This is a genomic window from Enterobacter sp. BWH52, assembly GCF_001037565.1.
In the GTDB taxonomy this organism is placed as follows: domain Bacteria; phylum Pseudomonadota; class Gammaproteobacteria; order Enterobacterales; family Enterobacteriaceae; genus Enterobacter; species Enterobacter hormaechei_C.
Genome location: NZ_KQ089854.1, coordinates 779,949 through 805,400 on the forward strand (window position 1 = coordinate 779,949; position 25,452 = coordinate 805,400).

General features: G+C 55.6%; 23 protein-coding genes. 15 read left to right on the top strand and 8 right to left on the bottom strand.

Translation table 11 applies throughout. The annotated features are described in order from the left end of the window. Window positions 1–43 precede the first annotated feature (43 nt). Genes fhuC through fhuB form a run of 3 tightly spaced genes read left to right on the top strand, consistent with a single transcriptional unit; the run spans window position 44 to window position 3,710 of the window. Window positions 44–841 (top strand): Fe3+-hydroxamate ABC transporter ATP-binding protein FhuC, encoded by a 798-nt coding sequence (gene fhuC / locus SK47_RS03650; protein ID WP_003856242.1) that lies wholly within the window; start codon window positions 44–46, stop codon window positions 839–841. Further along, entirely contained in the window at window positions 841–1,731 is an 891-nt protein-coding gene (fhuD, locus tag SK47_RS03655) for a Fe(3+)-hydroxamate ABC transporter substrate-binding protein FhuD (protein WP_047054318.1), read from the top strand. The genes fhuC and fhuD overlap by 1 nt, the downstream gene beginning before the upstream one ends. Next, on the top strand, window positions 1,728–3,710 hold the full coding sequence (fhuB, locus tag SK47_RS03660) for a Fe(3+)-hydroxamate ABC transporter permease FhuB (RefSeq protein ID WP_047054317.1): 1,983 nt from the start codon (window positions 1,728–1,730) through the stop codon (window positions 3,708–3,710). Before fhuD ends, fhuB begins: the two co-directional genes overlap by 4 nt. 93 nt (window positions 3,711–3,803) lie before the next feature. Here fhuB and hemL read toward each other — a convergent pair whose 3' ends face one another. Beyond that, window positions 3,804–5,084, bottom strand: coding sequence for a glutamate-1-semialdehyde 2,1-aminomutase (gene hemL / locus SK47_RS03665; RefSeq protein ID WP_047054315.1), 1,281 nt, complete (start codon window positions 5,082–5,084; stop codon window positions 3,804–3,806). A gap of 177 nt (window positions 5,085–5,261) precedes the next feature. On the opposite strand from hemL, the gene clcA reads away from it, so the two are divergent. Further along, window positions 5,262–6,662, top strand: a complete 1,401-nt coding sequence (clcA, locus tag SK47_RS03670) for a H(+)/Cl(-) exchange transporter ClcA (RefSeq protein ID WP_032608537.1) — start codon at window positions 5,262–5,264, stop codon at window positions 6,660–6,662. An 85-nt stretch (window positions 6,663–6,747) separates the two neighbouring features. After that, window positions 6,748–7,092, top strand: coding sequence for an iron-sulfur cluster insertion protein ErpA (gene erpA / locus SK47_RS03675; protein ID WP_003856230.1), 345 nt, complete (start codon window positions 6,748–6,750; stop codon window positions 7,090–7,092). A gap of 58 nt (window positions 7,093–7,150) precedes the next feature. Here the strand turns inward: erpA and SK47_RS03680 are convergent, their stop codons facing one another. Genes SK47_RS03680 through mtnN form a run of 3 tightly spaced genes read right to left on the bottom strand, consistent with a single transcriptional unit; the run spans window position 7,151 to window position 9,298 of the window. Continuing rightward, window positions 7,151–7,774 carry a TRIC cation channel family protein gene (locus SK47_RS03680; protein ID WP_003856227.1) on the bottom strand — a complete coding sequence of 208 codons (624 nt, stop codon included), beginning with the start codon at window positions 7,772–7,774 and terminating at the stop codon, window positions 7,151–7,153. Between the two features lie 23 nt (window positions 7,775–7,797). Beyond that, the gene (gene btuF, locus SK47_RS03685) at window positions 7,798–8,607 is read right to left on the bottom strand and encodes a vitamin B12 ABC transporter substrate-binding protein BtuF (protein ID WP_023324176.1); all 810 of its coding nucleotides are present in this window, start codon (window positions 8,605–8,607) and stop codon (window positions 7,798–7,800) included. Beyond that, window positions 8,600–9,298 (bottom strand): 5'-methylthioadenosine/S-adenosylhomocysteine nucleosidase, encoded by a 699-nt coding sequence (gene mtnN, locus SK47_RS03690; RefSeq protein ID WP_003856223.1) that lies wholly within the window; start codon window positions 9,296–9,298, stop codon window positions 8,600–8,602. Before mtnN ends, btuF begins: the two co-directional genes overlap by 8 nt. 82 nt (window positions 9,299–9,380) lie before the next feature. Here mtnN and dgt point away from each other — a divergent pair, with 82 nt between their 5' ends. From dgt to SK47_RS03705, 3 genes are all read left to right on the top strand, one after another. Further along, on the top strand, window positions 9,381–10,895 hold the full coding sequence (gene dgt, locus SK47_RS03695) for a dGTPase (RefSeq protein WP_048243519.1): 1,515 nt from the start codon (window positions 9,381–9,383) through the stop codon (window positions 10,893–10,895). A 132-nt stretch (window positions 10,896–11,027) separates the two neighbouring features. Next, window positions 11,028–12,461: a serine endoprotease DegP gene (gene degP / locus SK47_RS03700; protein WP_023303104.1), complete on the top strand. Its 1,434-nt coding sequence runs from the start codon at window positions 11,028–11,030 to the stop codon at window positions 12,459–12,461. A 146-nt stretch (window positions 12,462–12,607) separates the two neighbouring features. Further along, a complete protein-coding gene (locus SK47_RS03705) occupies window positions 12,608–13,765 on the top strand; it encodes a CdaR family transcriptional regulator (protein ID WP_048243521.1) in 1,158 nt (385 codons plus the stop codon). A 73-nt stretch (window positions 13,766–13,838) separates the two neighbouring features. On the opposite strand, the gene SK47_RS03710 is transcribed toward SK47_RS03705, so the two are convergent. From SK47_RS03710 to map, 4 genes are all read right to left on the bottom strand, one after another. Beyond that, window positions 13,839–14,225 (bottom strand): DUF3461 family protein, encoded by a 387-nt coding sequence (locus tag SK47_RS03710; RefSeq protein WP_003856216.1) that lies wholly within the window; start codon window positions 14,223–14,225, stop codon window positions 13,839–13,841. 111 nt (window positions 14,226–14,336) lie between these two features. After that, the gene (gene dapD / locus SK47_RS03715) at window positions 14,337–15,161 is read right to left on the bottom strand and encodes a 2,3,4,5-tetrahydropyridine-2,6-dicarboxylate N-succinyltransferase (RefSeq protein WP_003856214.1); all 825 of its coding nucleotides are present in this window, start codon (window positions 15,159–15,161) and stop codon (window positions 14,337–14,339) included. Between the two features lie 32 nt (window positions 15,162–15,193). Further along, a complete protein-coding gene (gene glnD / locus SK47_RS03720) occupies window positions 15,194–17,869 on the bottom strand; it encodes a bifunctional uridylyltransferase/uridylyl-removing protein GlnD (RefSeq protein WP_048245034.1) in 2,676 nt (891 codons plus the stop codon). Between the two features lie 62 nt (window positions 17,870–17,931). After that, a complete protein-coding gene (gene map / locus SK47_RS03725) occupies window positions 17,932–18,726 on the bottom strand; it encodes a type I methionyl aminopeptidase (protein WP_003856208.1) in 795 nt (264 codons plus the stop codon). 321 nt (window positions 18,727–19,047) lie between these two features. On the opposite strand from map, the gene rpsB reads away from it, so the two are divergent. The 7 genes from rpsB to cdsA all read left to right on the top strand — a co-directional run bounded on the left by rpsB (window position 19,048) and on the right by cdsA (window position 25,448). Next, a complete protein-coding gene (gene rpsB / locus SK47_RS03730) occupies window positions 19,048–19,773 on the top strand; it encodes a 30S ribosomal protein S2 (RefSeq protein WP_003856207.1) in 726 nt (241 codons plus the stop codon). 117 nt (window positions 19,774–19,890) lie between these two features. Then, window positions 19,891–20,742, top strand: coding sequence for a translation elongation factor Ts (gene tsf / locus SK47_RS03735; RefSeq protein ID WP_003856196.1), 852 nt, complete (start codon window positions 19,891–19,893; stop codon window positions 20,740–20,742). 149 nt (window positions 20,743–20,891) lie between these two features. Continuing rightward, on the top strand, window positions 20,892–21,617 hold the full coding sequence (gene pyrH / locus SK47_RS03740; protein ID WP_003856194.1) for a UMP kinase: 726 nt from the start codon (window positions 20,892–20,894) through the stop codon (window positions 21,615–21,617). Between the two features lie 167 nt (window positions 21,618–21,784). Next, entirely contained in the window at window positions 21,785–22,342 is a 558-nt protein-coding gene (gene frr / locus SK47_RS03745; protein WP_003856180.1) for a ribosome recycling factor, read from the top strand. 92 nt (window positions 22,343–22,434) lie between these two features. Further along, on the top strand, window positions 22,435–23,634 hold the full coding sequence (gene ispC, locus SK47_RS03750) for a 1-deoxy-D-xylulose-5-phosphate reductoisomerase (protein WP_023315432.1): 1,200 nt from the start codon (window positions 22,435–22,437) through the stop codon (window positions 23,632–23,634). Between the two features lie 185 nt (window positions 23,635–23,819). Beyond that, window positions 23,820–24,578 (top strand): (2E,6E)-farnesyl-diphosphate-specific ditrans,polycis-undecaprenyl-diphosphate synthase, encoded by a 759-nt coding sequence (gene ispU, locus SK47_RS03755; RefSeq protein WP_003856176.1) that lies wholly within the window; start codon window positions 23,820–23,822, stop codon window positions 24,576–24,578. Between the two features lie 12 nt (window positions 24,579–24,590). After that, window positions 24,591–25,448 carry a phosphatidate cytidylyltransferase gene (gene cdsA, locus SK47_RS03760; protein WP_003856175.1) on the top strand — a complete coding sequence of 286 codons (858 nt, stop codon included), beginning with the start codon at window positions 24,591–24,593 and terminating at the stop codon, window positions 25,446–25,448. Window positions 25,449–25,452 lie beyond the last annotated feature (4 nt).

Consider the following 25,452-nt stretch of genomic DNA (forward strand, 5'->3'; position numbering starts at 1 on the left):
ATGGGCACGGTTCGCCGTGCCCTTTTTATTTAAGTTGGCTGACATGCAGGATAACAAAACGCAATCCGACTCCACCTTCACGCTCAATAATCTCTCCTTTCGCGTACCCGGGCGCACCTTGCTGCATCCGCTCTCTTTGACGTTTCCCGCAGGTAAAGTGACCGGTTTAATCGGGCACAATGGTTCCGGTAAATCGACGCTGCTGAAGATGCTGGGCCGTCATCAGCCACCGTCCGAGGGCGACATTTTGCTGGATGACCAGCCGCTGGCGAGCTGGAGCAGTAAGGCCTTTGCCCGCAAGGTGGCCTATCTGCCGCAGCAGTTGCCGCAGGCGGAGGGGATGACGGTGCGCGAGCTGGTGGCGATTGGACGTTATCCGTGGCACGGTGCGCTCGGGCGTTTTGGCGTTGCTGACAGAGAGAAAGTGGAAGAGGCGATCGCGCTGGTGGGATTAAAACCGCTGGCGCACCGTCTGGTGGATAGCCTGTCCGGTGGCGAGCGTCAGCGCGCATGGATCGCAATGCTGGTGGCGCAGGACAGCCGCTGCCTGCTGCTCGACGAACCCACGTCGGCGCTGGATATTGCTCATCAGGTTGACGTCCTGGCGCTGGTGCATCGCTTAAGTCAGCAGCGCGGCCTGACGGTGATTGCCGTTCTGCATGATATCAACATGGCGGCACGCTATTGCGACTATCTGGTAGCGCTGCGCGGCGGTGAAATGATCGCTCAGGGTACGCCTGCCGAACTGATGCGTAGCGAAACGCTGGAACATATCTACGGTATTCCTATGGGCATCCTGCCTCACCCGGCCGGGGCTGCACCCGTGAGCTTTGTCTACTGATGCTGGATTCAACTTTCATTAGCCGCCGTCGCCTGCTGACGGCCATGGCGCTCTCACCGCTGCTGTTAAAGATGGGCCCGGCCCGCGCTGCCGCTATCGATCCGCACCGCATCGTGGCGCTGGAGTGGTTGCCCGTTGAACTGATGATGGCGATGGGCGTGACGCCTTACGGTGTGGCCGATATTCCCAACTACACCCTGTGGGTGAATGAGCCAAAACTGCCGGACTCCGTCATCGACATCGGTCTGCGTACGGAGCCGAACCTTGAGCTTCTCACCCAGATGAAACCGTCTTATTTATTCTGGTCTGCGGGGTATGGTCCGTCGGAAGAGACCATGGCGAAGATTGCGCCCGGACGGGGCTTTTCCTTTAGCGACGGTAAAAAGCCGCTGACCATGGCAAAAAATTCCATCCACGAGATGGCGCAGTTCCTCAACCGTGAGGCTCAGGCGAAAAAACACCTCGATGAATTTGATGCGCTGATTGATTCCCTTAAGCCGCGCTTTGCCCACCGTGGCGATCGGCCTTTGCTGATGGTGACCCTGCTGGATGCCCGCCATATGCTGGTCTTTGGAAATAACTGTCTGTTCCAGGAAGTGCTCGACAGCTTTGGCATTCGCAATGCCTGGGAAGGCGAGATGACGTTCTGGGGCAGTACCGCCGTGGGGATTGACCGTCTGGCGGCGTTTCGTGATGTGGACGTGCTGTGCTTTGACCACGGCAATGAGCGCGAGATGCAAACCCTGATGGCGACTCCGCTCTGGCAGGCAATGCCGTTCGTCCGCGAGCAGCGCTTCCTGCGCGCGCCAGCGGTATGGTTCTACGGCGCGACGCTGTCGGCCATGCATTTTGCCCGCGTGCTGGACAATGCACTGGGAGGCAAGGCATGAGCACGCGTATGGCCCGTTTCCCGATGTTACTGTTAGCAATCATTTTTCTGGCTGCCCTGGCGTTAACCGGCTTTAACCTGACCACGGCGTTGCCGCGCGATCAGTGGGCAGCCGCGTTTGCCGCACCGGATATCGATAATATTCAGCAAATGCTGTTCCACTACAGCCTGCTGCCGCGTCTGGCTATCTCCCTGCTGGTCGGGGCGGGACTGGGACTGGTGGGCGTACTGTTTCAGCAGGTGCTACGTAACCCGCTGGCGGAGCCGACCACGCTGGGCGTGGCGACGGGGGCTCAGTTGGGGATCACCATCACCACTCTCTGGACCCTGCCGGGAGCGTTAACCTCGCAGTTTGCCGCGCTGGCAGGCGCATGCGTGGTCGGTGCGCTGGTCTTTGGCGTGGCCTGGGGAAAACGTCTCTCGCCGGTCACGCTGATCCTCGCGGGGCTGGTCGTCAGCCTCTACTGTGGGGCGATCAACCAGCTGCTGGTGCTGTTTCACCACGACCAGTTGCAAAGCATGTTTATGTGGAGTACCGGCACGCTCACCCAGACCGACTGGAGTATCGTCCAGCGCCTGTGGCCGCAGCTGTTTGGCGGCGTGGTGCTGACACTGCTGCTGCTGCGTCCGCTCACGCTGATGGGCCTGGACGACGGCGTGGCGCGCAATCTCGGGCTGGCGCTGTCGCTGGCGCGTCTGGCGGCCCTGACCCTGGCGATTGTGCTCAGCGCGTTACTGGTTAACGCCGTCGGCATCATCGGCTTTATCGGCCTGTTTGCGCCGCTGCTGGCAAAAATGCTCGGCGCACGCCGTCTGCTGGCGCGCCTGATGCTGGCGCCGCTGATTGGTGCGCTGATCCTCTGGCTTTCCGATCAGCTCATTCTCTGGCTGGCGCGCGTCTGGATGGAAGTTTCCACGGGCTCGGTGACGGCCCTGATCGGTGCGCCGCTGCTGCTGTGGCTCTTGCCGCGCCTGCGCAGCATTAGCGCCCCGGCAATGGATGCCGGCGATAAAGTACATGCTGAGCGTCAGTCGGTGGTGTGGTTCAGCCTTGCCGGACTGGCAGTGCTGGTTATCGCCTCGTTTGCCGCACTCTCGCTGGGACGCGACGCCACGGGCTGGCACTGGGCGACGGGGGATTTGTTGCATGAACTCATGCAGTGGCGCTGGCCACGGATCTTCTCCGCGCTGATTGCGGGCGTCATGCTGGCGGTGGCGGGCTGTATTATCCAGCGTCTCACCGGCAACCCGATGGCAAGCCCGGAAGTCCTGGGCATCAGTTCCGGCGCCGCGTTTGGCGTAGTGTTGATGTTGTTCCTCGTGCCGGGAAATGCCTTCGGCTGGCTGATGCCTGCCGGGAGTATCGGTGCGGCAGTCACGCTGATGATTATCCTGATCGCCTCCGGGCGAGGTGGTTTCTCACCTCACCGCATGCTGCTGGCCGGGATGGCGCTCAGCACCGCGTTTACTATGCTGCTGATGATGTTGCAGGCGAGCGGCGATCCGCGCATGGCGCAGATCCTGACCTGGATTTCCGGTTCAACATACAACGCCACCGGCAGTCAGGTGGTGCATACCGGGATTGTGATGATCGTGCTGCTGGCGATTGTGCCGCTGTGCCGCCGCTGGATGACCATTCTGCCGTTGGGTGGGGATACCGCTCGCGCGGTCGGGGTGGCGCTGACGCCAACGCGCATCGCCCTGTTGCTGCTGGCCGCGTGCCTGACGGCGACGGCCACCATGACTATCGGCCCGCTCAGTTTTGTCGGATTAATGGCGCCGCATATCGCCCGTATGATGGGCTTCCGCAGGACTTTGCCACATATCGTGATCTCTGCGCTGACGGGCGGGGCGATCCTGGTCTTTGCTGACTGGTGCGGAAGGATGGTGCTGTTCCCGTATCAGATCCCGGCGGGCCTGCTGTCGACCTTTATCGGCGCGCCGTACTTTATATATCTGTTGAGAAAGCAGAGTCGGTAATAAAAGTAAACGGCAATCCTTAGATTGCCGTTTTAGCGTTTGCTCCCTCTCCCTGTAGGAGAGGGCTGGGGTGAGGGCATCAAGCCGCACATTTTACAGCTTCGCAAACACCTTACGCGCTGCGTCGATGGTGTTATTGATATCTTCTTCGCTGTGTGCCACGGACATAAAGCCCGCTTCAAACGCTGACGGGGCCAGATACACGCCTTCTTCCATCATCAGGTGGAAGAAGCGTTTGAAGCGTTCCACGTCGCATTTCACCACGTCCTGATAGCAGGTCACGGTTTTCGCCTCGGTGAAGAAAATCCCGAACATCCCGCCGACGTGGTTTACCACCAGCGGAATACCCGCGTCTTCTGCGGCTTCCAGCAGACCGTTTGCCAGCTGCGTCGTCCGGTCCGTCAGGGTTTGGTGGATGCCCGGCTGCGCCACTTCGGTCAGACAGGCAAAGCCCGCCGCCATCGCAATCGGGTTACCGGAGAGCGTACCCGCCTGGTAAACCGGACCGGTTGGCGCCAGCGCGTCCATTACGTCCTTACGGCCGCCAAACGCGCCGACAGGCATGCCGCCGCCAATGATCTTGCCGAGGCAGGTCAGATCCGGCTCGACGCCGTAGTATGACTGCGCCCCCGCCAGTGCGACGCGGAAACCGGTCATCACTTCGTCGATGATCAGCAGCGCGCCGAACTCATCGCACAGCGCGCGCAGGCCCGGCAGGAAATCCGGCTGCGGTGGGATACAGTTCATGTTGCCCGCAACTGGCTCAACGATAATGCAGGCGATCTCCTGCGGATACTGCTCGAACGCCGCGCGAACGGTGTCCAGATCGTTATAGGTGCAGGTGAGGGTGTGTTTTGCGAAGTCAGCCGGCACGCCCGGAGAGTTAGGCTGACCGAGCGTCAGCGCGCCGGAACCGGCTTTTACCAGCAGGCAGTCGGCGTGGCCATGGTAACAGCCTTCGAACTTGATAATCTTGTCACGGCCGGTAAAGCCGCGCGCCAGACGGATGGCGCTCATGGTCGCTTCCGTACCGGAGTTCACCATACGTACCATGTCCATTGTCGGCACCAGCTCGGTGACCAGCTCCGCCATTTTGACTTCCATCTCGGTTGGCGCACCGAAGCTCAGGCCGCGCTGAGCGGCTTCAATCACCGCGTTGCGGATCGCCGGGTGGTTGTGGCCCAGTACCATCGGGCCCCAGGAGCCGACGTAATCGACATAGGCTTTACCATCCACATCATACAGATATGCGCCATCCGCACGTTCGATAAACAGCGGGGTGCCACCCACGCCGGTAAAGGCGCGCACCGGTGAGTTTACGCCGCCTGGGATAAGCTCGCGGGCTGCGCTGTAGAGGTTTTCAGACTTGCTCATGGCGTCGTTCCTGGTTCGTAGAAATAAGTTAAGGAGACTATTCTAAGTGATCCGGATGAGGTTATAAAATTTTTGCCCCGTAAAGGGCTTAACAATTGTTAAGTATTTTTCAGGGGACGAGGGGACTGTCTCTGGTAAAATCCCTGCGGCCATTTGTATGACGAAACAGAACAGGTAATGAACGAGAACACTCCGTCTTTTGAACAACAGCAGTTTACGCGCGCGAAGCGCCGGGTCAGCATCCGGCGGCTGCTCAACCGTGACAAAACCCCGTTGGCCATTCTGCTGGCAGCTGCCGTTGTGGGCACGCTGGCCGGTCTCGTGGGCGTCGCGTTTGAAAAAGCCGTCAACGCGGTGCTCAACTGGCGCATAGGCACCGTCGCCAGCTTTGCGGATCGGGAATGGCTGGTCTGGGTGTGGGCCTTTGGCCTTTCGGCCCTGTTTGCCATGGTGGGCTATTTCCTGGTACGTAAATTCGCACCCGAAGCGGGCGGCTCGGGGATCCCGGAAATTGAAGGGGCGCTGGAGGAGCTACGCCCGGTTCGCTGGTGGCGGGTACTTCCTGTGAAATTTATCGGCGGGATGGGAACGCTCGGGGCGGGCATGGTGCTCGGTCGGGAAGGGCCAACGGTACAGCTGGGCGGTAACGTCGGGCGCATGGTCGGCGATCTGTTCCGTATGCGCAGCGCCGAAGCACGGCATACGTTGCTGGCGACGGGGGCGGCGGCGGGGCTGTCTGCGGCGTTTAACGCGCCGCTGGCGGGTATCCTGTTTATCATTGAAGAGATGCGCGCCCAGTTCCGCTACAACCTGATCTCCATTAAAGCGGTGTTTACCGGCGTGATTATGTCGAGCATTGTCTTTCGCGTCTTTAATGGCGAAGGGGCGGTGATTGAAGTTGGCAAGCTAACCAATGCGCCGGTCAATACTTTGTGGCTGTATCTGGTTCTTGGGATGATTTTTGGCGTCGTTGGCCCGCTTTTTAACACCCTGATTTTACGGGCTCAGGATATGTTTCAGCGCATCCATGGCGGAAATACCACGAAATGGGTGCTGGTGGGGGGCCTGCTTGGCGGCGTGTGCGGGATCCTCGGCTTTATCGAACCGAACGCGGCGGGCGGCGGTTTCGGGCTGATTCCCATTGCCGCGGCGGGGAATTTCAGCGTGGGGCTGCTGCTGTTTATGTTTATCTCGCGGGTTATCACGACCGTGCTGTGCTTCTCCTCCGGCGCACCGGGCGGCATATTTGCCCCGATGCTGGCGCTGGGAACGCTGCTGGGCACGGCGTTTGGCATGGCGGCAGCGGTTGGCTTCCCGGCCTATCATCTGGACGCGGGGACGTTTGCGGTGGCGGGAATGGGGGCGCTGCTGGCGGCCTCCCTGCGCGCGCCGCTTACCGGGATCGTACTGGTGCTGGAAATGACCGACAATTACCAGCTCATTTTGCCAATGATCATTACCTGTCTCGGCGCGACACTATTAGCCCAATTCCTGGGTGGAAAACCGCTATACTCCACCATTCTTGCCCGTACCCTGGCGAAACAGGAAGCTGAACAGGCCCTGAAGCAGAATACTTGAATGAATTACCAGGGTATTAGATAATGACAAAAAGAATTGGGTGATTTTTGCCCAATAGCAGTCGCAGTATTCATGGGAGCATAAGATGAGTGATGACGTAGCGTTGCCGCTGGAATTTACCGAAGCAGCAGCGAAAAAAGTGAAAACCCTGATTGCCGACGAGGACAATCCGGATCTGAAACTGCGTGTTTATATTACCGGCGGCGGCTGTAGTGGCTTCCAGTATGGTTTTACCTTTGACGACCAGGTTAACGATGGTGATATGACTATCGAGAAACAGGGCGTCGCGCTGGTGGTTGATCCGATGAGCCTGCAATATCTGGTGGGCGGTTCAGTGGACTACACTGAAGGTCTGGAAGGTTCGCGCTTTGTGGTGACTAACCCGAATGCGACCAGCACCTGCGGGTGTGGTTCTTCATTCAGTATTTAAAACTGAATGCAAATTGTAGGCCCGGTAAGCGAAGCGCTACCGGGCTTATAAACGATACCTATCTTGAATTTTCATCCAGTGCAAAGGTCGGCAGCTTCAGGTGCCAGCGTATCGCCGCTAAACGGATCACCAGCGTGACCACCATCCCCAGCATCGCCGCGTTTTCCAGCGGGACAGCAAAAGTGTAATACGCCGTGGCGTGAACAATCCCCCCGATGATACAGGCCGTCGCGTAGATTTCCGTTCGCAGGATCATCGGGACTTCTCGCGCCAGTATGTCGCGAATAATCCCTCCGCCCACGCCGGTTAACACGCCCATACAGATCGCCACCAGCGGGCCAGTCCCGGCAATAAAGGCTTTGTTCACGCCTATTCCCACAAAGACCGCCAGACCGACAGCATCCAGCACCGGTAATATCCATTTTGGCAGTCTGCGAGGCTGACGAACCAGCACGATGGTTAACAGGCAGGTGACCATCGCCACCACCAGATCCGTGGGATCTTTTACCCAAAATACCGGGCCATTTGCCAGCGCCATATCGCGGATCGTTCCGCCTCCCACCGCCGTAACGACGCCGAGCACCAGTACGCCAAAAGGATCCATGCGTAGTTTTCCGGCAAGCAAAACGCCGGAGATAGCAAAAACGGCTGTGCCAAGAATATCCAGCCAATACACGAGCATCGTTAAATCCTCGAAGGGGGTATTTATCTGTTTGAGTGACCCTCTGCCAGTTCGGCGCAGAGTTGTTTTGCGGCGAGGATAATACGCGGGCTGGCGCGTTCAAACCAGTCGCTGTTGAGTGCGATGACCGGAATTTTAAGCTGCCGATGCCAGAATTGTTCTATTTTAGGAATCTCGCTCGCATTTCCGACCACCACAATGGCCTGCGGTTGTCGCGCCAGAACCTGCTCACGACTGACCTGGGGCCAGGGGACCCGGCTTTCGGCAAAGATATTTTCACCTCCACAGGTTTCAAGCACCTGGTTCTGGATCGAACCTTTCCCGGTAGTGAACAGCGGCTGGCTGCCAAATTGCAGAAAAACGCGTTGTTTCGGTTGCGTGCCGTATCGGGCTTTTAGCGCGGCATAGTCGTTGAGCATCTGCTGTGCAGCCTGTCCGGCGCGTTGGGGGGTAGGGCTGAAGGGCGCGAGGTCACGGAGGGTTTGCGCCACCTGTTCGATGCTCACCGCGTCCACCCATTTAACCGTTATTCCCAGCGAAGAGAGCTGGTTTACCTGCCGTTCGGCATTACCGCCGCGCCAGGCGAGTACCAGATCGGGCTTTAGCGCAACGATGCGTTCCAGATTCATTCCCTGCCAGGTGGCAACCTGTTCGATTTGGGCGGCCTGCGGTGGATAATCGGAAAAGCTGCTCACCGCAACGGGCGTGATCCCGGCGGCAAAAGCCAGTTCCGTATTGGCAGGGGAGAGTGTGATCACCCGCGGCGCGGCGATGAGCCAGGCCGGAGCGAACAGAAGCAGGGCGACCAGCGCCCTGAATGACACCTTACCCACGCGCCAGTTTCTGCACCAGGGTTTCCACCATCACGGTGGACTGCTTGGCCGCAACGGCCAGGAACTCGTCGAAGCTGATGTGGGACTGCTGGTCCGCTACGTCAGAGATCGCGCGAACGACCACGAACGGCACGCTGAAGTTATGGCAAACGTGCGCAATGGCCGTGGCTTCCATCTCGACGGCCACAGCCTGCGGGAAGTTATGACGGATTTTCGCCAGACCAACAGAGCCGTTGATAAAGGCATCGCCGCTGACGATCAGGCCACGCACCGCATTGAGGTTCAGCTCGTTGATGCAGCTTTCAGCGGCGGCAATCAGCTTATCATCCGCTTTAAACCCGGCCGGGCAGCCCGGAAGCTGACCATATTCGTAGCCGAATGCGGTGACGTCTGCATCGTGGTAACGCGCTTCGTCGGAAACCACGATATCGCCCACTTTCAGCGTCGGCGCCAGACCGCCCGCAGAACCTGTATTAATGATAACGTCAGGCTTGCAGCGCTCAAGCAGCAGGGTCGCGCCCAGTGCCGCTGCAACTTTACCGATGCCTGATTTCAGCAGAGCCACGTCAACACCGTTCAGCTGGCCGGTGTAGATCTCACAGCCACCGAGGGAGAGGGTCTGACGGTTCTCAATTTTGTCACGCAGCAGCGTAACTTCTTCTTCCATTGCACCAATAATGCCGATTTTCATAGATTTACTCGCGATGTGCCTTGTTAAGATGCATAGTCTATCATGCGGTTAAGGGGAAACGCATTCTCACGCGGGGGAGCACATGGCACCAATCGATTTTCGCACCAAAATTAACTGGCACCGACGTTTCCGTTCGCCACAGGGCGATAAGAGCGAACATGAGATCCTGCGCATTTTTGAAAGCGATCGCGGACGCATCATCAATTCGCCCGCCATCCGCCGGTTACAGCAAAAAACCCAGGTGTTCCCGCTGGAGCGTAACGCCGCGGTGCGTACGCGGTTAACGCACTCCATGGAAGTGCAGCAGGTGGGGCGCTACATTGCGAAAGAGATCCTCAGCCGCCTTAAAGAGCAACGTCTGCTGGAAACCTACGGACTGGATGAACTGACCGGCCCGTTCGAAAGCATCGTTGAGATGGCCTGCCTGATGCACGATATCGGCAATCCTCCCTTTGGTCATTTCGGCGAGGCCGCCATCAATGACTGGTTTAAACAGCGGCTTTTTCCCTCTGATGCCATAAGCCAGCCGCTCAGCGATGACCGCTGTGTGGTACGCGATTTACGCCTGCGTGAAGGTGAAGATAGCCTGAACGATCTGCGCCGTAAGGTGCGCCAGGATCTGTGTCATTTCGAAGGTAACGCGCAGGGGATCCGTTTGGTGCACTCCCTGATGCGGATGAATCTGACCTGGGCCCAGGTGGGCTGTATTCTTAAATACACGCGTCCCGCGTGGTGGACCGGAGAAACGCCCGCCACGCATAGCTACCTGATGAAAAAACCGGGCTATTACTTATCGGAAGAAGCATATATCGCGCGGTTGCGTAAAGAACTGTCTCTGACCCCCAATGGCCGTTTTCCATTGACATGGATTATGGAAGCGGCTGATGACATTTCTTATTGCGTGGCCGATCTGGAAGACGCGGTGGAAAAAAGAATATTCAGCGTCGAGGAGCTGTATCAGCATCTTCATGATGCCTGGGGAGAGCATGAAAAAGGTTCTCTGTTTGCACAGGTCGTCGAGAATGCCTGGGATAAATCGCGTTCAAATTCGCTGAGCCGCAGTACCGAAGATCAGTTCTTTATGTATTTGCGAGTAAACACGCTGAATAAACTGGTGCCGTATGCAGCCGCCCGTTTCATTGATAATTTGCCGATGATATTTAGCGGGGAATTTAATCACGCCCTGCTGGAAGATGAGAGCAGTTTTAGCCAGCTTCTTGAATTATATAAAAACGTGGCTGTCCGCCATGTTTTCAGCCACCCGGATGTCGAGCAGCTGGAGCTGCAAGGATACCGGGTTATCAGCGGGTTGCTGGAGATTTATGGCCCGCTGCTCCAGCTGACGGTCGATGAGTTTAGCGAGCTGGTCGAAAATGAACGTGTTCGCCACCTGCCGATTGAATCTCGTCTCTATCAGAAGCTTTCAACGCGCCACCGGCTGGCATACATTGAAGCCGTCAGTAAAATAGATCGTCATTCTTCCCAATGGCCAGTCATGGAATATTATTATCGCTGTCGTCTTATCCAGGACTATATCAGCGGGATGACAGATTTGTATGCCTGGGATGAATACCGCAAGCTTATGGCCGTTGAATAAGCCATGAGTTTTGTAAAGACGACCAATAAATTTTTACTTTTTCCATAAACTTAATCCCGGAACTAAGCGGTATAAAACGAATCTGAGTTACACAGCAATTTTGCGTTATCTGGTAAATCGAGATTGAGAAACATGAAAAAAACCACATTAGCAATGAGTGCACTGGCTCTGAGTTTAGGTTTAGCGCTGTCCCCTCTGGCGATGGCGGCCGAGACAGCTTCCTCGGCAGCGACTGCGCAGCAGATGCCAAGCCTGGCCCCGATGCTCGAAAAAGTGATGCCATCGGTGGTGAGTATTAACGTTGAGGGCAGCACAACCGTCAATACGCCGCGTATGCCGCGTAATTTCCAGCAGTTCTTCGGCGACAATTCGCCGTTCTGCCAGGACGGTTCGCCATTTCAGAGCTCCCCGTTCTGTCAGGGCGGCGGTGCAGGGGATGACGGCATGGGCGGCGGCCAGCAGCAGAAATTCATGGCACTCGGCTCGGGCGTGATTATTGATGCAGCCAAAGGCTACGTGGTGACCAATAACCACGTGGTAGATAATGCTAACACCATTAAGGTGCAGATGAGCGATGGCCGTAAATTCGATGCTAAAGTGGTCGGTAAAGACCCGCGTTCCGATATCGCGCTGATTCAAATCCAGGATCCGAAGAACCTGACGGCGATTAAGCTTGCCGACTCTGACGCGCTGCGCGTGGGTGACTACACCGTCGCCATCGGTAACCCGTTTGGTCTGGGCGAAACCGTGACCTCGGGTATCGTCTCGGCGCTGGGACGTAGCGGCCTGAATGCGGAAAACTATGAAAACTTCATCCAGACGGATGCGGCCATTAACCGTGGTAACTCCGGCGGTGCGCTGGTTAACCTGAATGGTGAACTGATCGGTATCAACACCGCTATCCTGGCACCGGACGGTGGCAACATCGGTATCGGCTTTGCTATCCCGAGCAACATGGTGAAAAACCTGACTGCGCAGATGGTGCAATATGGACAGGTGAAACGCGGTGAGCTGGGTATCATGGGTACCGAGCTGAACTCCGAGCTGGCGAAAGCAATGAAAGTAGACGCTCAGCGCGGCGCATTCGTAAGCCAGGTCATGCCGAACTCCTCGGCGGCGAAAGCCGGCATTAAAGCGGGTGACGTGATCACTTCGCTGAACGGTAAACCGATCAGCAGCTTTGCCGCCCTGCGTGCGGAAGTGGGTTCTATGCCAATCGGCAGTAAAGTGACCCTCGGCCTGCTGCGTGAAGGTAAGCCGGTTAACGTGAGCCTGGAACTGCAACAGAGCAGTCAGAATCAGGTGGATTCCAGCACCATCTTCAGCGGTATTGAAGGTGCTGAGATGAGCAACAAAGGGGCAGATAAAGGCGTGGTGGTGAACAACGTGAAAGCAAACTCACCTGCTGCCCGTATCGGCCTGAAAAAAGGTGATGTGATCATGGGCGCTAACCAGCAGCCGGTGAAAAACATCGCTGAACTGCGCAAAATTCTCGACAGCAAGCCGTCCGTGCTGGCACTGAATATTCAGCGTGGTGATACTTCTATTTATCTCCTGATGCAGTAATCATCTTAAGCCCCTGTTCGCAGGGGCTTTCTCGTTTCTGTGACCTTTCCCACAACTCCATACATCTCTCTCTGCCTTTGGGCATCTGCACAATGCAGCCTTAGCTGAACTTCCCTATGCTTGAGCTCTGCTCACGGGAGGGTTTTATGGCTGGCTGGCATCTTGATACCAAAATGGCGCAGGATATCGTGGCGCGAACCATGCGCATCATTGATACCAATATCAACGTAATGGATGCCCGTGGGCGCATTATCGGCAGCGGCGATCGTGAGCGTATTGGGGAATTGCACGAAGGGGCGTTGCTGGTGCTCTCTCAGGGGCGCGTGGTCGGCATCGATGACGCCGTGGCGAAACATCTGCACGGGGTTCGTCAGGGGATCAACCTGCCGCTGCGTCTGGAAGGAGAGATTGTTGGCGTTATCGGTCTGACCGGCGATCCTGAATCGCTGCGTAAATACGGTGAGCTGGTCTGCATGACGGCGGAGATGATGCTGGAGCAGTCGCGTCTGATGCACCTGCTCGCCCAGGACAGCCGCCTGCGCGAAGAGCTGGTGATGAATTTGATTCAGGCGGAGGAGCATACGCCTGCCCTGAGCGAGTGGGCGCAGCGTCTGGGTATCGACCTGAATCAGCCGCGCGTGGTTGCCGTTATTGAGGTGGATAGCGGCCAGCTTGGCGTGGACAGCGCCATGGTGGAGCTACAGCAGCTGCAAAACATGCTGGCGACGCCGGAGCGTAACAACCTGGTGGCAATCGTCTCTTTAACGGAAATGGTGGTGCTCAAGCCTGCGCTTAATCAGTTTGGCCGCTGGGACGCGGAAGATCATCGTCGCCGCGTTGAGCTGCTCATCGAGCGCATGAAGGAGAACGGACAGCTCCGTTTTCGCGTCGCGCTGGGAAATTACTTTACCGGGCCGGGGAGTATCGCCCGTTCATGGCGAACGGCGCGCACCACCATGATGGTGGGTAAACAGCGCATGCCGGAGAGCCGCAGTTATTTCTATCAGGATCTGATGCTGCCGGTCCTGCTCGACAGCCTGCGCGGTGGCTGGCAGGCCAACGAGCTGGCGCGCCCGCTGGTGCGTCTGAAAGCGATGGACAACAACGGGCTGCTGCGCCGCACGTTGCAGGCGTGGTTCCGGCATAACGTGCAGCCGCTGGCAACGTCAAAAGCGCTGTTTATTCACCGTAATACGCTGGAGTATCGGCTTAACCGGATCTCGGAACTGACGGGGCTGGATTTAGGGAATTTTGACGACCGGCTACTGCTGTATGTGGCGTTGCAGCTGGATGAGCAGAGATAAGGTTGTGTACGGTTTTCACCCTCTCCCTGTGGGAGAGGGCCGGGGTGAGGGCATCAGACCGCACCGGAATAACTTATTTCCGCGTCAATTTCTCAAGATCCGCTTCAATCTCGCTGATCTTATTGGTGACTACGCTTTCCAGGTGACGCAGGTCGTCAAGGATCTTACGTTTCAGATCGACTTCGCTGCGATCGCGCTGGCAGATTTGATCGAGTTCGTCGATCACGTAGCGCAGGTTAGGGCTGATTTCCTGTACTTCTTTATATCCCTGACCGATACCGTCAGCGACAACGGTCTTACGCTGGCGAGGGTATTTAAACTTCACGCTTTTGGCGAAGAACTCTCCTTTGTCCTTGTGAAAATAGATTTTCAAAATATCGTTATTGGCTTCCTGGCGAAGACTATAACGATCAATTTCATCAGGATTGGTAATGCCCAGACTTTTCAGATTATCGTACATAGCGGTACCCTTGATCTCAACATAACCTATGAATAATTAACGAAAAAATCTATTTTCGCCACCTTCGGATATAAAAAAAGCGGGGTTGCCCCCGCTTTTTGTTATACCCGATTAATCGATGGTGCGCAGCAGTTCATTGATGCCTACTTTACCGCGCGTTTTCGCGTCCACTTTTTTCACGATGACCGCGCAATACAGGCTGTATTTGCCATCTTTAGACGGCAGGTTGCCGGAAACCACAACGGAACCGGCTGGAACGCGGCCGTAGTGAATTTCACCGGTTTCGCGATCGTAAATACGGGTGCTCTGGCCAATGTACACGCCCATGGAGATCACAGAACCTTCTTCGACGATCACGCCCTCAACCACTTCGGAACGTGCGCCGATGAAGCAGTTGTCTTCGATGATGGTTGGGTTAGCCTGAAGTGGCTCAAGAACGCCACCGATGCCCACGCCGCCGGACAGGTGAACGTTTTTACCGATCTGCGCGCAGGAGCCGACGGTAGCCCAGGTGTCCACCATGGTGCCTTCGTCAACGTAGGCGCCGATGTTCACGTAGGATGGCATCAGCACGGTGTTGCGTGCGATGAATGCCCCCTGACGAACGGCTGCCGGTGGTACTACGCGGAAGCCCTCTTTCTGGAAGCGCGCTTCGTCGTAATCCGCAAATTTCATTGGCACTTTATCGAAGTAGCGGCTTTCTGCTCCGTCGATAACCTGGTTATCGTTGATGCGGAAAGAGAGCAGCACAGCTTTCTTCAGCCATTGATGAGTAACCCACTGACCGTCGATTTTTTCTGCCACGCGCAGCGCGCCGGAATCCAGCAGGGAAATAACCTGGTTTACCGCTTCACGGGTCACGGTATCCACATTTGCCGGAGTGATGTCGGCGCGACGCTCAAAAGCGGACTCAATAACGTTCTGTAACTGCTGCATTGTTTACTCTTTCCATTTCACTAAAAAACACGTCACCCTTTATCGTTTGGATTGAGGGCTGCTGTCAACCGTTGTTGCACTTCAAGTTGCAGGTCATTATTAAGGGCACGCCGGTCGGCCGTCGCGATTATAAATAAATCTTCTACTCGTTCGCCAATCGTTGTAATTCGGGCGCCGTGAAGCGAAATTCCCAGATCGGCAAAAACCTGGCCGACGCGGGCGAGTAGCCCTGGCTGGTCGAGCGCAATCAGCTCAAGGAACGATTTACGGTCGGTATGGGTCGGCAGGAAATTGACCTCGGTATCGACGGTAAAGTGGCGCAGTTTTGCCGCCTGACGGCGCGGCTGCGGAGGTTGCCAGCTGCGCTGCGTAATCGCCTGCTCAAGGCCAAAGCGTATCCCCTCATGCCTGTCCGACGATAGCGGGCTGCCGTCCGGCTCCAGCACAATAAAGGTGTCCATCGCCATGCCGTCGCGGGTGGTAAAAATCTGCGCGTCGTGAACGCTCAGGTTACGCCTGTCCAGCTCGGCACAGACCGCTGCAAACAAATAAGGCCGGTCCGGGCTCCAGATAAAGATCTCCGTCCCGCCGCGCGTGGCCTGCGGGCTAAGCAGAATCATCGGTTTCGTCAGGTCGTGCTTCAGCAGATGCCGGGCGTGCCAGGCAAGCTGGTTTGGGCTGTGGCGTACAAAGTAGTTGGCGCGACAGCGCGCCCAAATCTGATGCAGCGCCTCTTCGTTGATGTTATCCATGCGCAGCAGGGCCAGCGCTTGCAACTGGTGATGGCGCACACGCTCGCGCATGTCCGGGGTATTCTGCATCCCGCGACGCAGCTGTTTTTCGGTGGCGAAGTACAGCTCGCGCAGCAGGCTCTGCTTCCAGCTGTTCCACAGGGTTTCGTTGGTGGCGCAGATATCGGCTACCGTCAGGCAGACCAGGTAGCGCAGGCGATTCTCCGTTTGCACTTCCTCGGCGAACTGCTTGATCACTTCCGGATCCTGAATATCACGACGCTGAGCGGTAACCGACATCAGCAGATGATGGCGAACCAGCCAGGCGATAAGCTGCGTTTCACGCGAGTTCAGGCCGTGCAGCTCGGCAAATTTCAGCACGTCCTGGGCACCGAGTACGGAGTGGTCGCCGCCGCGACCTTTGGCGATATCATGGAACAGAGCAGCGATCAGGATCAGCTCCGGGTGTGCCAGACGTGGCCACAGATCAACGCACAGCGGATGGCGGGATCGCGTCTCTTCTTTAGCGAAACTTTCCAGCTTCAGCATGACGCGGATCGTGTGCTCATCCACCGTATAGGCGTGAAACAGGTCGAACTGCATCTGCCCGACAATATGCGACCACTGAGGCATATAGGCCCACAGCACGCTGTGACGGTGCATTGGCAGCAGTCCGCGGCTGACGGCGCCCGGATGACGAAGCATCCTCAGGAACAACGAGCGCGCCTCCGGGATGTAACACAGCGGCTGCTTCAGATGACGCCGTGCATGGCGCAGATGACGCAGGGTAGTGGAGTAGATCCCGGTGATCGTGCTGTTGCGCACCATGGTATAGAACATTCGCAGGATCGCTTCCGGTTCGCGAATGAACAGCGTTTCGTCGCGCAGATCGATCAGCGTGCCGCGTAGCTGAAATTCGTCATCAATCGGACGCGGTTTTTCGTCTGCCGTCAGCGCGAGGATCGCCTCATCGAACAGCTGTAACAGCATCTGGTTCAGCTCAGAGACGCGGCGGGTGACGCGGAAGAAATCCTTCATCATTTGCTCGACCGGCTCGTTGCCCTCGCCCTGGTAATTCAGGCGCTGCGCCACGCTGAGCTGTCGGTCAAACAGCAGGCGGTTATCGTAGCGGGTGACTTCCAGGTGCAGGGCAAAACGGATGCGCCACAGCAGATGCAGACACTCATTGAGTTCGTTACGTTCGGCTTCGGTCAGAAAACCAAACCCGACCATTTCGTCCAGCGATGTTGCCCCAAAATGGCGACGGGCAACCCATTGCAGCGTGTGGATATCGCGCAGGCCACCGGGGCTGCTTTTAATATCCGGTTCGAGATTATAGCTGGTACCGTGATAGCGCTGGTGGCGCTGGTTTTGTTCTTCGACTTTCGCGGCGAAGAATTTTTCCGAAGGCCAGAAGCCGTCGCTAAAGATGTGCTTTTGCAGTTCGAGGAACAGCGCCACGTCGCCAATCAGGAGGCGGGTTTCAATCAGGTTGGTGGCGACGGTCAGGTCAGATAACCCTTCCAGCAGACACTCTTCCAGCGTGCGTACGCTGTGGCCCACTTCCAGCTTTACGTCCCAGAGCAGGGTCAACAGTTCACCGATTTTCTGCGCCCGATCGTCCGGCAGTTTTTTACGGCTTAAGATCAGCAGGTCGATATCAGAGAGCGGATGCAGTTCACCCCGGCCATAGCCGCCAACAGCAACTAGCGCGACGTCGCTCACCTGTCCGAAACCGTAGTCGATCCAGAGACGTTGCAGAAGCTGGTCGATAAATTCGGTGCGCGCTTCAATGAGCTGCTCGGCCGAAACGCCTGCGTCAAATGCGTTACCCAGCCAGCGATGGAAAACCTCCATGTGGGCTTTGATGTGCGCGCAGGACAGTTCATGCGGTGGCCAGACGCCCGGGTTATCAGGCTGGTCGGGGAGGGTGGGAAGTGCTGTGTTAGCATACTGTTCGGGTAAGAGATTACTCATCGTGCGCCACCCATAAGAAAAAGCTATCGCCATTAAAAAAGCCGGCATTCGCCGGCTTCTTATCACTCAATGTTCGTCAGTATCGCCGGGATGGTGTCATCCTTGCGCAACGTCATAATTTCGCAGCCGTTGTCTGTAACCACAATAGTATGCTCGTACTGGGCAGACAAGCTTCTGTCTTTGGTTTTTACCGTCCAGCCATCTTTCATGGTACGGATGCGGTAATCACCTGCGTTGACCATTGGCTCGATCGTGAAGGTCATGCCCTTTTGCAGCACCACGCCGCCGTCGTCTGCATCGTAGTGCAGAACCTGCGGTTCTTCATGGAACACACGACCAATACCGTGACCGCAATATTCGCGCACCACGGAGAAACCTTCCGCTTCCACAAATTTCTGGATTGCGGCGCCGATGGTGCGCAGGCGGATGCCCGGCTTCACCATTTTCAGCGCCAGGTAGAGGCTCTCTTGCGTTACTTTGCACAGACGCTCGCCCAGAATCGTTGGCTTGCCAACGATGAACATCTTAGAGGTGTCGCCGTGGTAGTCGTCTTTGATGACGGTCACGTCGATGTTGACAATGTCGCCATCTTTCAGCAGCTTCTCGTCATCCGGAATGCCGTGGCAAACCACTTCATTAATAGAGATGCAGACGGATTTCGGGAAACCGTGATAGCCAAGGCAGGCGGAGACCGCGTGCTGCTCGTTGACGATATAGTCGTTACAGATGCGATCCAGTTCGCCAGTGCTGACGCCCGGTTTCACAAACGGCTCAATCATTTCCAGCACGTCCGCGGCCAGACGACCGGCGACGCGCATCTTTTCAATTTCTTCAGGTGTCTTAATAGAGATAGCCATGTAATCTGTCCATCGGTGTCGATTTTTTCGACAATACTAGTGTAAGTGTTGTCAATGGTATCAGTCAGGCGCACCCCGTGCCAAATTGAGAATCATTAACAGCACACTCCGCCAACAATTATTGGTTTCTGGCCGTGTTTTGTGATATAAAGCGCGCCGGACTTCCGATCCATCTCAGATACACAGGCTGGACGGGAGCGACAAATCTCACTTTGTGTAACAACACACACGTATCGGCACATATTCCGGGGTGCCCTTCGGGGTCGGTAATATGGGATACGTGGAGGCATAACCCCAACTTTCAATATAGAGGTTTTAAACATGGCAACTGTTTCCATGCGCGACATGCTCAAGGCTGGTGTTCACTTCGGTCACCAGACCCGTTACTGGAACCCGAAAATGAAGCCTTTCATCTTCGGCGCACGTAACAAAGTTCACATCATCAACCTTGAGAAGACTGTACCAATGTTCAACGAAGCCCTGGCTGAGCTGAACAAGATCTCTTCCCGTAAAGGTAAGATTCTGTTCGTTGGTACTAAGCGCGCTGCAAGCGAAGCTGTGAAAGATGCTGCTAACAGCTGCGACCAGTTCTTCGTGAACCATCGCTGGTTGGGCGGCATGCTGACCAACTGGAAAACTGTTCGTCAGTCCATCAAGCGCCTGAAAGATCTGGAAACCCAGTCTCAGGACGGTACTTTCGATAAGCTGACTAAGAAAGAAGCGCTGATGCGCACTCGTGAACTGGACAAGCTGGAAAACAGCCTGGGCGGTATCAAAGATATGGGCGGCCTGCCAGACGCGCTGTTCGTAATCGATGCAGACCACGAGCACATCGCAATCAAAGAAGCTAACAACCTGGGTATCCCGGTATTCGCTATCGTTGATACCAACTCCGATCCGGACGGTGTTGACTTCGTTATCCCGGGTAACGACGACGCAATCCGTGCTGTTAGCCTGTACCTGAGCGCTGTAGCTGCTACCGTTCGTGAAGGCCGTTCCCAGGATCTGGCTTCTCAGGCGGAAGAAAGCTTCGTAGAAGCTGAATAATAAGGTTTTACCCCTTATTAGTACCGTGTATGAATAGGGGCCCATTATCGGCCCCTTTTTTCAATTTATACTGTTTGGCTCCCGGCCGGGCAGTTCACATCTCCCGAGGATTTAAGAATGGCTGAAATTACCGCATCCCTGGTAAAAGAGCTGCGTGAGCGTACTGGCGCAGGCATGATGGATTGCAAAAAAGCGCTGACCGAAGCGAACGGCGACATCGAGCTGGCAATCGAAAACATGCGTAAATCCGGTGCGATCAAAGCAGCTAAGAAAGCAGGCAACGTTGCTGCTGACGGCGTGATCATCACTAAAATCGACGGCAACTACGGCATCATTCTGGAAGTTAACTGCCAGACTGACTTCGTTGCTAAAGATGCTGGTTTCCAGGCATTTGCTAACAAAGTTCTGGACGCAGCGGTTGCAGGCAAAATCACTGACGTTGAAGTTCTGAAAGCACAGTTCGAAGAAGAGCGTGTTGCGCTGGTTGCTAAAATCGGTGAGAACATCAACATCCGTCGCGTTGCTTCCCTGGAAGGTGACGTTCTGGGCTCTTACCAGCACGGCGCGCGTATCGGTGTTCTGGTTGCGGCTAAAGGCGCTGACGAAGAGCTGGTTAAACAGCTGGCAATGCACATCGCTGCAAGCAAACCAGAATTCGTTAAGCCAGAAGACGTGTCTGCTGAAGTGGTAGAGAAAGAGTACCAGGTTCAGCTGGACATCGCGATGCAGTCTGGTAAGCCAAAAGAAATCGCAGAGAAAATGGTTGAAGGCCGCATGAAGAAATTCACCGGCGAAGTTTCTCTGACTGGCCAGCCTTTCGTAATGGATCCAAGCAAGTCTGTTGCTCAGCTGCTGAAAGAGCACAACGCTGATGTAACTGGCTTCATCCGCTTCGAAGTGGGCGAAGGCATCGAGAAAGTTGAGACTGACTTCGCAGCAGAAGTTGCTGCAATGTCCAAGCAGTCTTAATGATTGAAAAGGAGCCGCCTGAGGGCGGCTTCTTTTTGTCACCCGTCTCACGAAATCAGACAGGCTCCAGTATCGCTGTGCTGATTTGCGACATATCATGTCGCCAGAATTAACCCCATCTTAATCGTTGACAGTCTCAGGAAAGAAACATGGCTACCAATGCAAAACCCGTGTACAAACGCATTCTGCTTAAGCTGAGTGGCGAAGCGCTGCAAGGATCGGAAGGCTTCGGTATTGACGCAAGCATCCTTGATCGCATGGCACAGGAAATCAAAGAACTGGTCGAACTGGGTATTCAGGTTGGCGTGGTCATTGGCGGTGGCAACCTTTTCCGTGGTGCTGGTCTGGCGAAAGCGGGGATGAACCGCGTAGTGGGCGACCACATGGGTATGCTGGCAACCGTGATGAATGGCCTGGCGATGCGTGATGCGCTTCATCGCGCCTATGTGAACGCTCGCCTGATGTCCGCTATTCCTTTGAATGGCGTATGCGATAACTACAGCTGGGCAGAGGCCATCAGCCTGCTGCGCAACAACCGCGTGGTGATCCTCTCCGCCGGTACGGGTAACCCGTTCTTTACCACCGATTCCGCAGCCTGCCTGCGCGGTATCGAAATCGAAGCCGATGTGGTGCTGAAAGCGACCAAAGTAGATGGCGTGTTTACTGCCGACCCGGCAAAAGATCCTTCAGCGACCATGTACGATCAGCTGAGCTACAGCGAAGTGCTGGAAAAAGAGCTAAAAGTGATGGATCTTGCCGCCTTTACGCTGGCTCGTGACCACAAACTGCCGATCCGTGTCTTCAATATGAACAAGCCTGGCGCGCTGCGTCGCGTTGTTATGGGCGAAAAAGAAGGCACTTTGATCACGGAATAATTTCCGTCGGCGATAAATACAGGTAAGATTCCGCTTTATTTCGACGTGGTATCTTACCCGGGCGCGCCTTTGGCGTTGTCATGAATTAAACGCGACTATACTTAGCACACCTGTAGCGCTGTGCTGGCGGATAGTCTGCCTGAGACAAGTTTTCAAGGATCCGTAACGTGATTAACGACATCAGAAAAGATGCTGAAGTACGCATGGACAAATGCGTAGAAGCGTTCAAAAACCAAATCAGCAAAATCCGTACTGGCCGAGCTTCCCCAAGCCTGCTGGATGGCATCATCGTAGAATACTACGGTACGCCTACGCCACTGCGTCAGCTGGCGAGCGTGACGGTAGAAGATACCCGTACCCTGAAAATCAACGTGTTCGATCGCTCAATGAGCCCGGCCGTTGAAAAAGCGATCATGGCATCTGACCTGGGTCTGAACCCAAGCTCAGCGGGCGCGGATATTCGCGTTCCACTGCCTCCGCTGACGGAAGAGCGTCGTAAAGACCTGATCAAAGTGGTTCGCGGTGAAGCTGAGCAGGGTCGCGTTTCCGTACGTAACGTGCGTCGCGATGCGAACGATAAAGTGAAAGCCCTGCTGAAAGAAAAAGAGATCAGCGAAGACGACGATCGTCGTTCTCAGGACGACATTCAGAAAATGACCGACGCGGCGATCAAGAAAATTGATGCGGCGCTGGCAGAAAAAGAAGCGGAACTGATGCAGTTCTGATTTTCGCTGTACACTGATAAACGCCGTTCAGAAGGACATTGAGTCTTGCTGGCGGCGTTTTGCTTTTATCTGGTCTAACTTTTGGGCATCTCATGAAGCATCTCACTCTCCTCGGCTCGACCGGCTCTATCGGTTGCAGCACTCTCGACGTTGTACGTCATAATCCTGACAGCTACACCGTAGCCGCGCTTGTGGCCGGAAAAAACGTGCAGCGAATGGTCGAACAGTGCCTGGAGTTTACCCCCCGTTTTGCGGTGATGGATGATGAAGAGAGCGCCCGCCAGGTAAAAGCGCTGTTGCAGGAGAAGGGCTGCCGTACCGAGGTGCTCAGCGGGCAACAGGCGGCGTGCGATATGGCCGCGCTTGATGAAGTCGATCAGGTTATGGCGGCAATCGTCGGGGCGGCGGGTCTTCTGCCGACGCTTGCCGCGATCGATGCGGGAAAAGATGTCCTGCTTGCGAACAAAGAGTCGCTGGTCACCTGCGGACGCCTCTTTATGGAGGCGGTAAAACAGCGTGGGGCACGTCTTTTGCCGGTCGATAGCGAGCACAACGCCATTTTTCAGAGTTTACCCCAACCTTTTCAACAAAACCTGGGGTACGCTGACCTGGAGCAGAATGGCGTTGTGTCGATTCTGCTTACCGGGTCTGGTGGCCCGTTCCGTGAAACGCCACTGTCTGAATTGAGCGCAATGACGCCGGATCAGGCATGTCGTCATCCGAACTGGTCAATGGGGCGTAAGATCTCCGTCGATTCGGCCACCATGATGAACAAAGGTCTGGAATACATTGAAGCTCGCTGGCTGTTCAATGCGTCGGCGAAACAGATGGAAGTGCTGATCCACCCGCAGTCGGTTATTCACTCGATGGTGCGCTATCAGGACGGCAGCGTGCTGGCCCAGCTGGGCGAACCGGATATGCGTACGCCAATTGCTCATACAATGGCGTGGCCAAACCGCGTAAAATCGGGCGTTAAGCCTCTCGATTTTTGCAAGCTGAGTTCACTGACGTTTAGCGAGCCTGATTACGACCGTTATCCCTGTCTGAAACTGGCGATGACGGCCTTCGATCAGGGGCAGGCGGCGACAACGGCGCTTAATGCGGCCAATGAAGTGACCGTTGAAGCATTCCTGAATCAGCAGATCCGCTTCACTGATATCGCCGCGTTGAATTTATCCGTGCTGGAGATGATGGATTTGCGTGAGCCGCAGAGCGTGGAAGAGGTGCTGGCCGTGGATGAACAGGCACGCATTGTTGCGCGTAAACAGGTGACACGTCTCGCAAGCTGGTGATAAAGCAAGCACTAGTCGTCGTGCTATTTGTTAGCGTTGGGCTTCAGTGATATAGTCTGCGCCACCTGATCGCAGGTATTTGGCTTTAAGTGGTCAGGTAAGCCGTGGTTTGACACGGCTTTTTTATGTATAGGCTTCAGTATTCCTGTGTACCGTTAAATCCTTTCAGGGACTAAAAACGCGTTATGTTGTCTGCGAATCAACCAATAAGCGAAAACTTGCCAGCACATGGCTGTCGCCATGTTGCAATCATCATGGATGGCAATGGCCGCTGGGCGAAAAGACAAGGGAAGATACGAGCCTTTGGGCATAAAGCTGGGGCGAAATCTGTTCGCCGCGCCGTTTCTTTTGCCGCCAATAACGGCATTGATGCGTTAACGCTCTATGCTTTTAGCAGTGAGAACTGGAATCGACCTGCGCAGGAAGTGACTGCGTTGATGGAACTGTTCGTGTGGGCGCTCGATAGCGAAGTAAAAAGCCTGCACCGCCACAACGTCCGCTTGCGTATTATTGGCGAAACCAGTCGTTTTAACTCACGTTTGCAGGAACGGATTCGCAAAGCAGAAGCGCTGACGGAAAATAATACCGGCCTGACGCTCAATATCGCGGCGAATTACGGCGGACGCTGGGATATTATCCAGGGGGTTCGGCATCTGGCTGAGCAGGTTCAGGAAGGGCTGTTAAGACCCGACCAGATTGATGAAGAGGCGCTGAGTCAGCAAATCTGCATGAATGAACTGGCACCCGTGGATTTGGTTATAAGGACAGGGGGGGAGCATCGCATTAGTAACTTTTTGCTGTGGCAAATTGCCTACGCCGAACTTTACTTTACGGATGTTCTTTGGCCAGATTTTGATGAACAAGACTTTGAAGGTGCGCTGCATGCCTTTGCCAATCGAGAGCGTCGTTTCGGCGGCACCGAGCCTGGTGGCGATAACGCCTGATGGGGGTAGCTTTTGCTGAAGTATCGCCTGATTTCCGCTTTTGTATTAATACCCGTCGTCATCGCAGCGCTGTTTTTACTGCCTCCGGTGGGATTCGCTATTGTTACGCTGGTGGTGTGTATGCTCGCCGCGTGGGAATGGGGGCAGCTTAGCGGCTTTACCTCGCGCACTCAGCGGGTATGGCTGGCGGTACTCTGTGGTTTTTTACTGGCCCTGATGCTGTATACCTTGCCTGAATATCATCACGATGTTCACCAGCCGCTGGTTGCCGGATCCTTATGGATATCGCTGGCCTGGTGGATTGCTGCGCTTGTTTTAGTGCTTTTCTATCCAGGCTCTGCGGCGATCTGGCGTAACTCTAAAGTGTTGCGCCTTATTTTTGGTCTGCTCACGATTGTTCCCTTTTTCTGGGGGATGGTTGCGCTGCGCGCCTGGCACTATGACGAAAACCACTACAGCGGCGCGATATGGCTGCTTTATGTGATGATTCTCGTCTGGGGGGCTGACTCCGGGGCCTATATGTTTGGTAAACTGTTCGGCAAACATAAACTGGCGCCAAAGGTTTCTCCGGGCAAAACCTGGCAAGGCTTCATTGGCGGCCTGTTTACGGCAGCAATTATCTCCTGGGGCTATGGGGTCTGGGCGAATCTTGAGGTTGCCCCCTCCACGCTGCTGGTATGTTCGATTTTCGCGGCGCTGGCATCGGTGCTGGGTGATTTAACCGAGAGTATGTTTAAGCGTGAAGCAGGGATTAAGGACAGTGGTCACCTGATTCCAGGACATGGCGGAATACTGGATCGCATTGACAGCCTTACCGCGGCTGTTCCCGTATTTGCTTGCCTGCTTTTACTGGTGTTTGGGACGATATAACGGA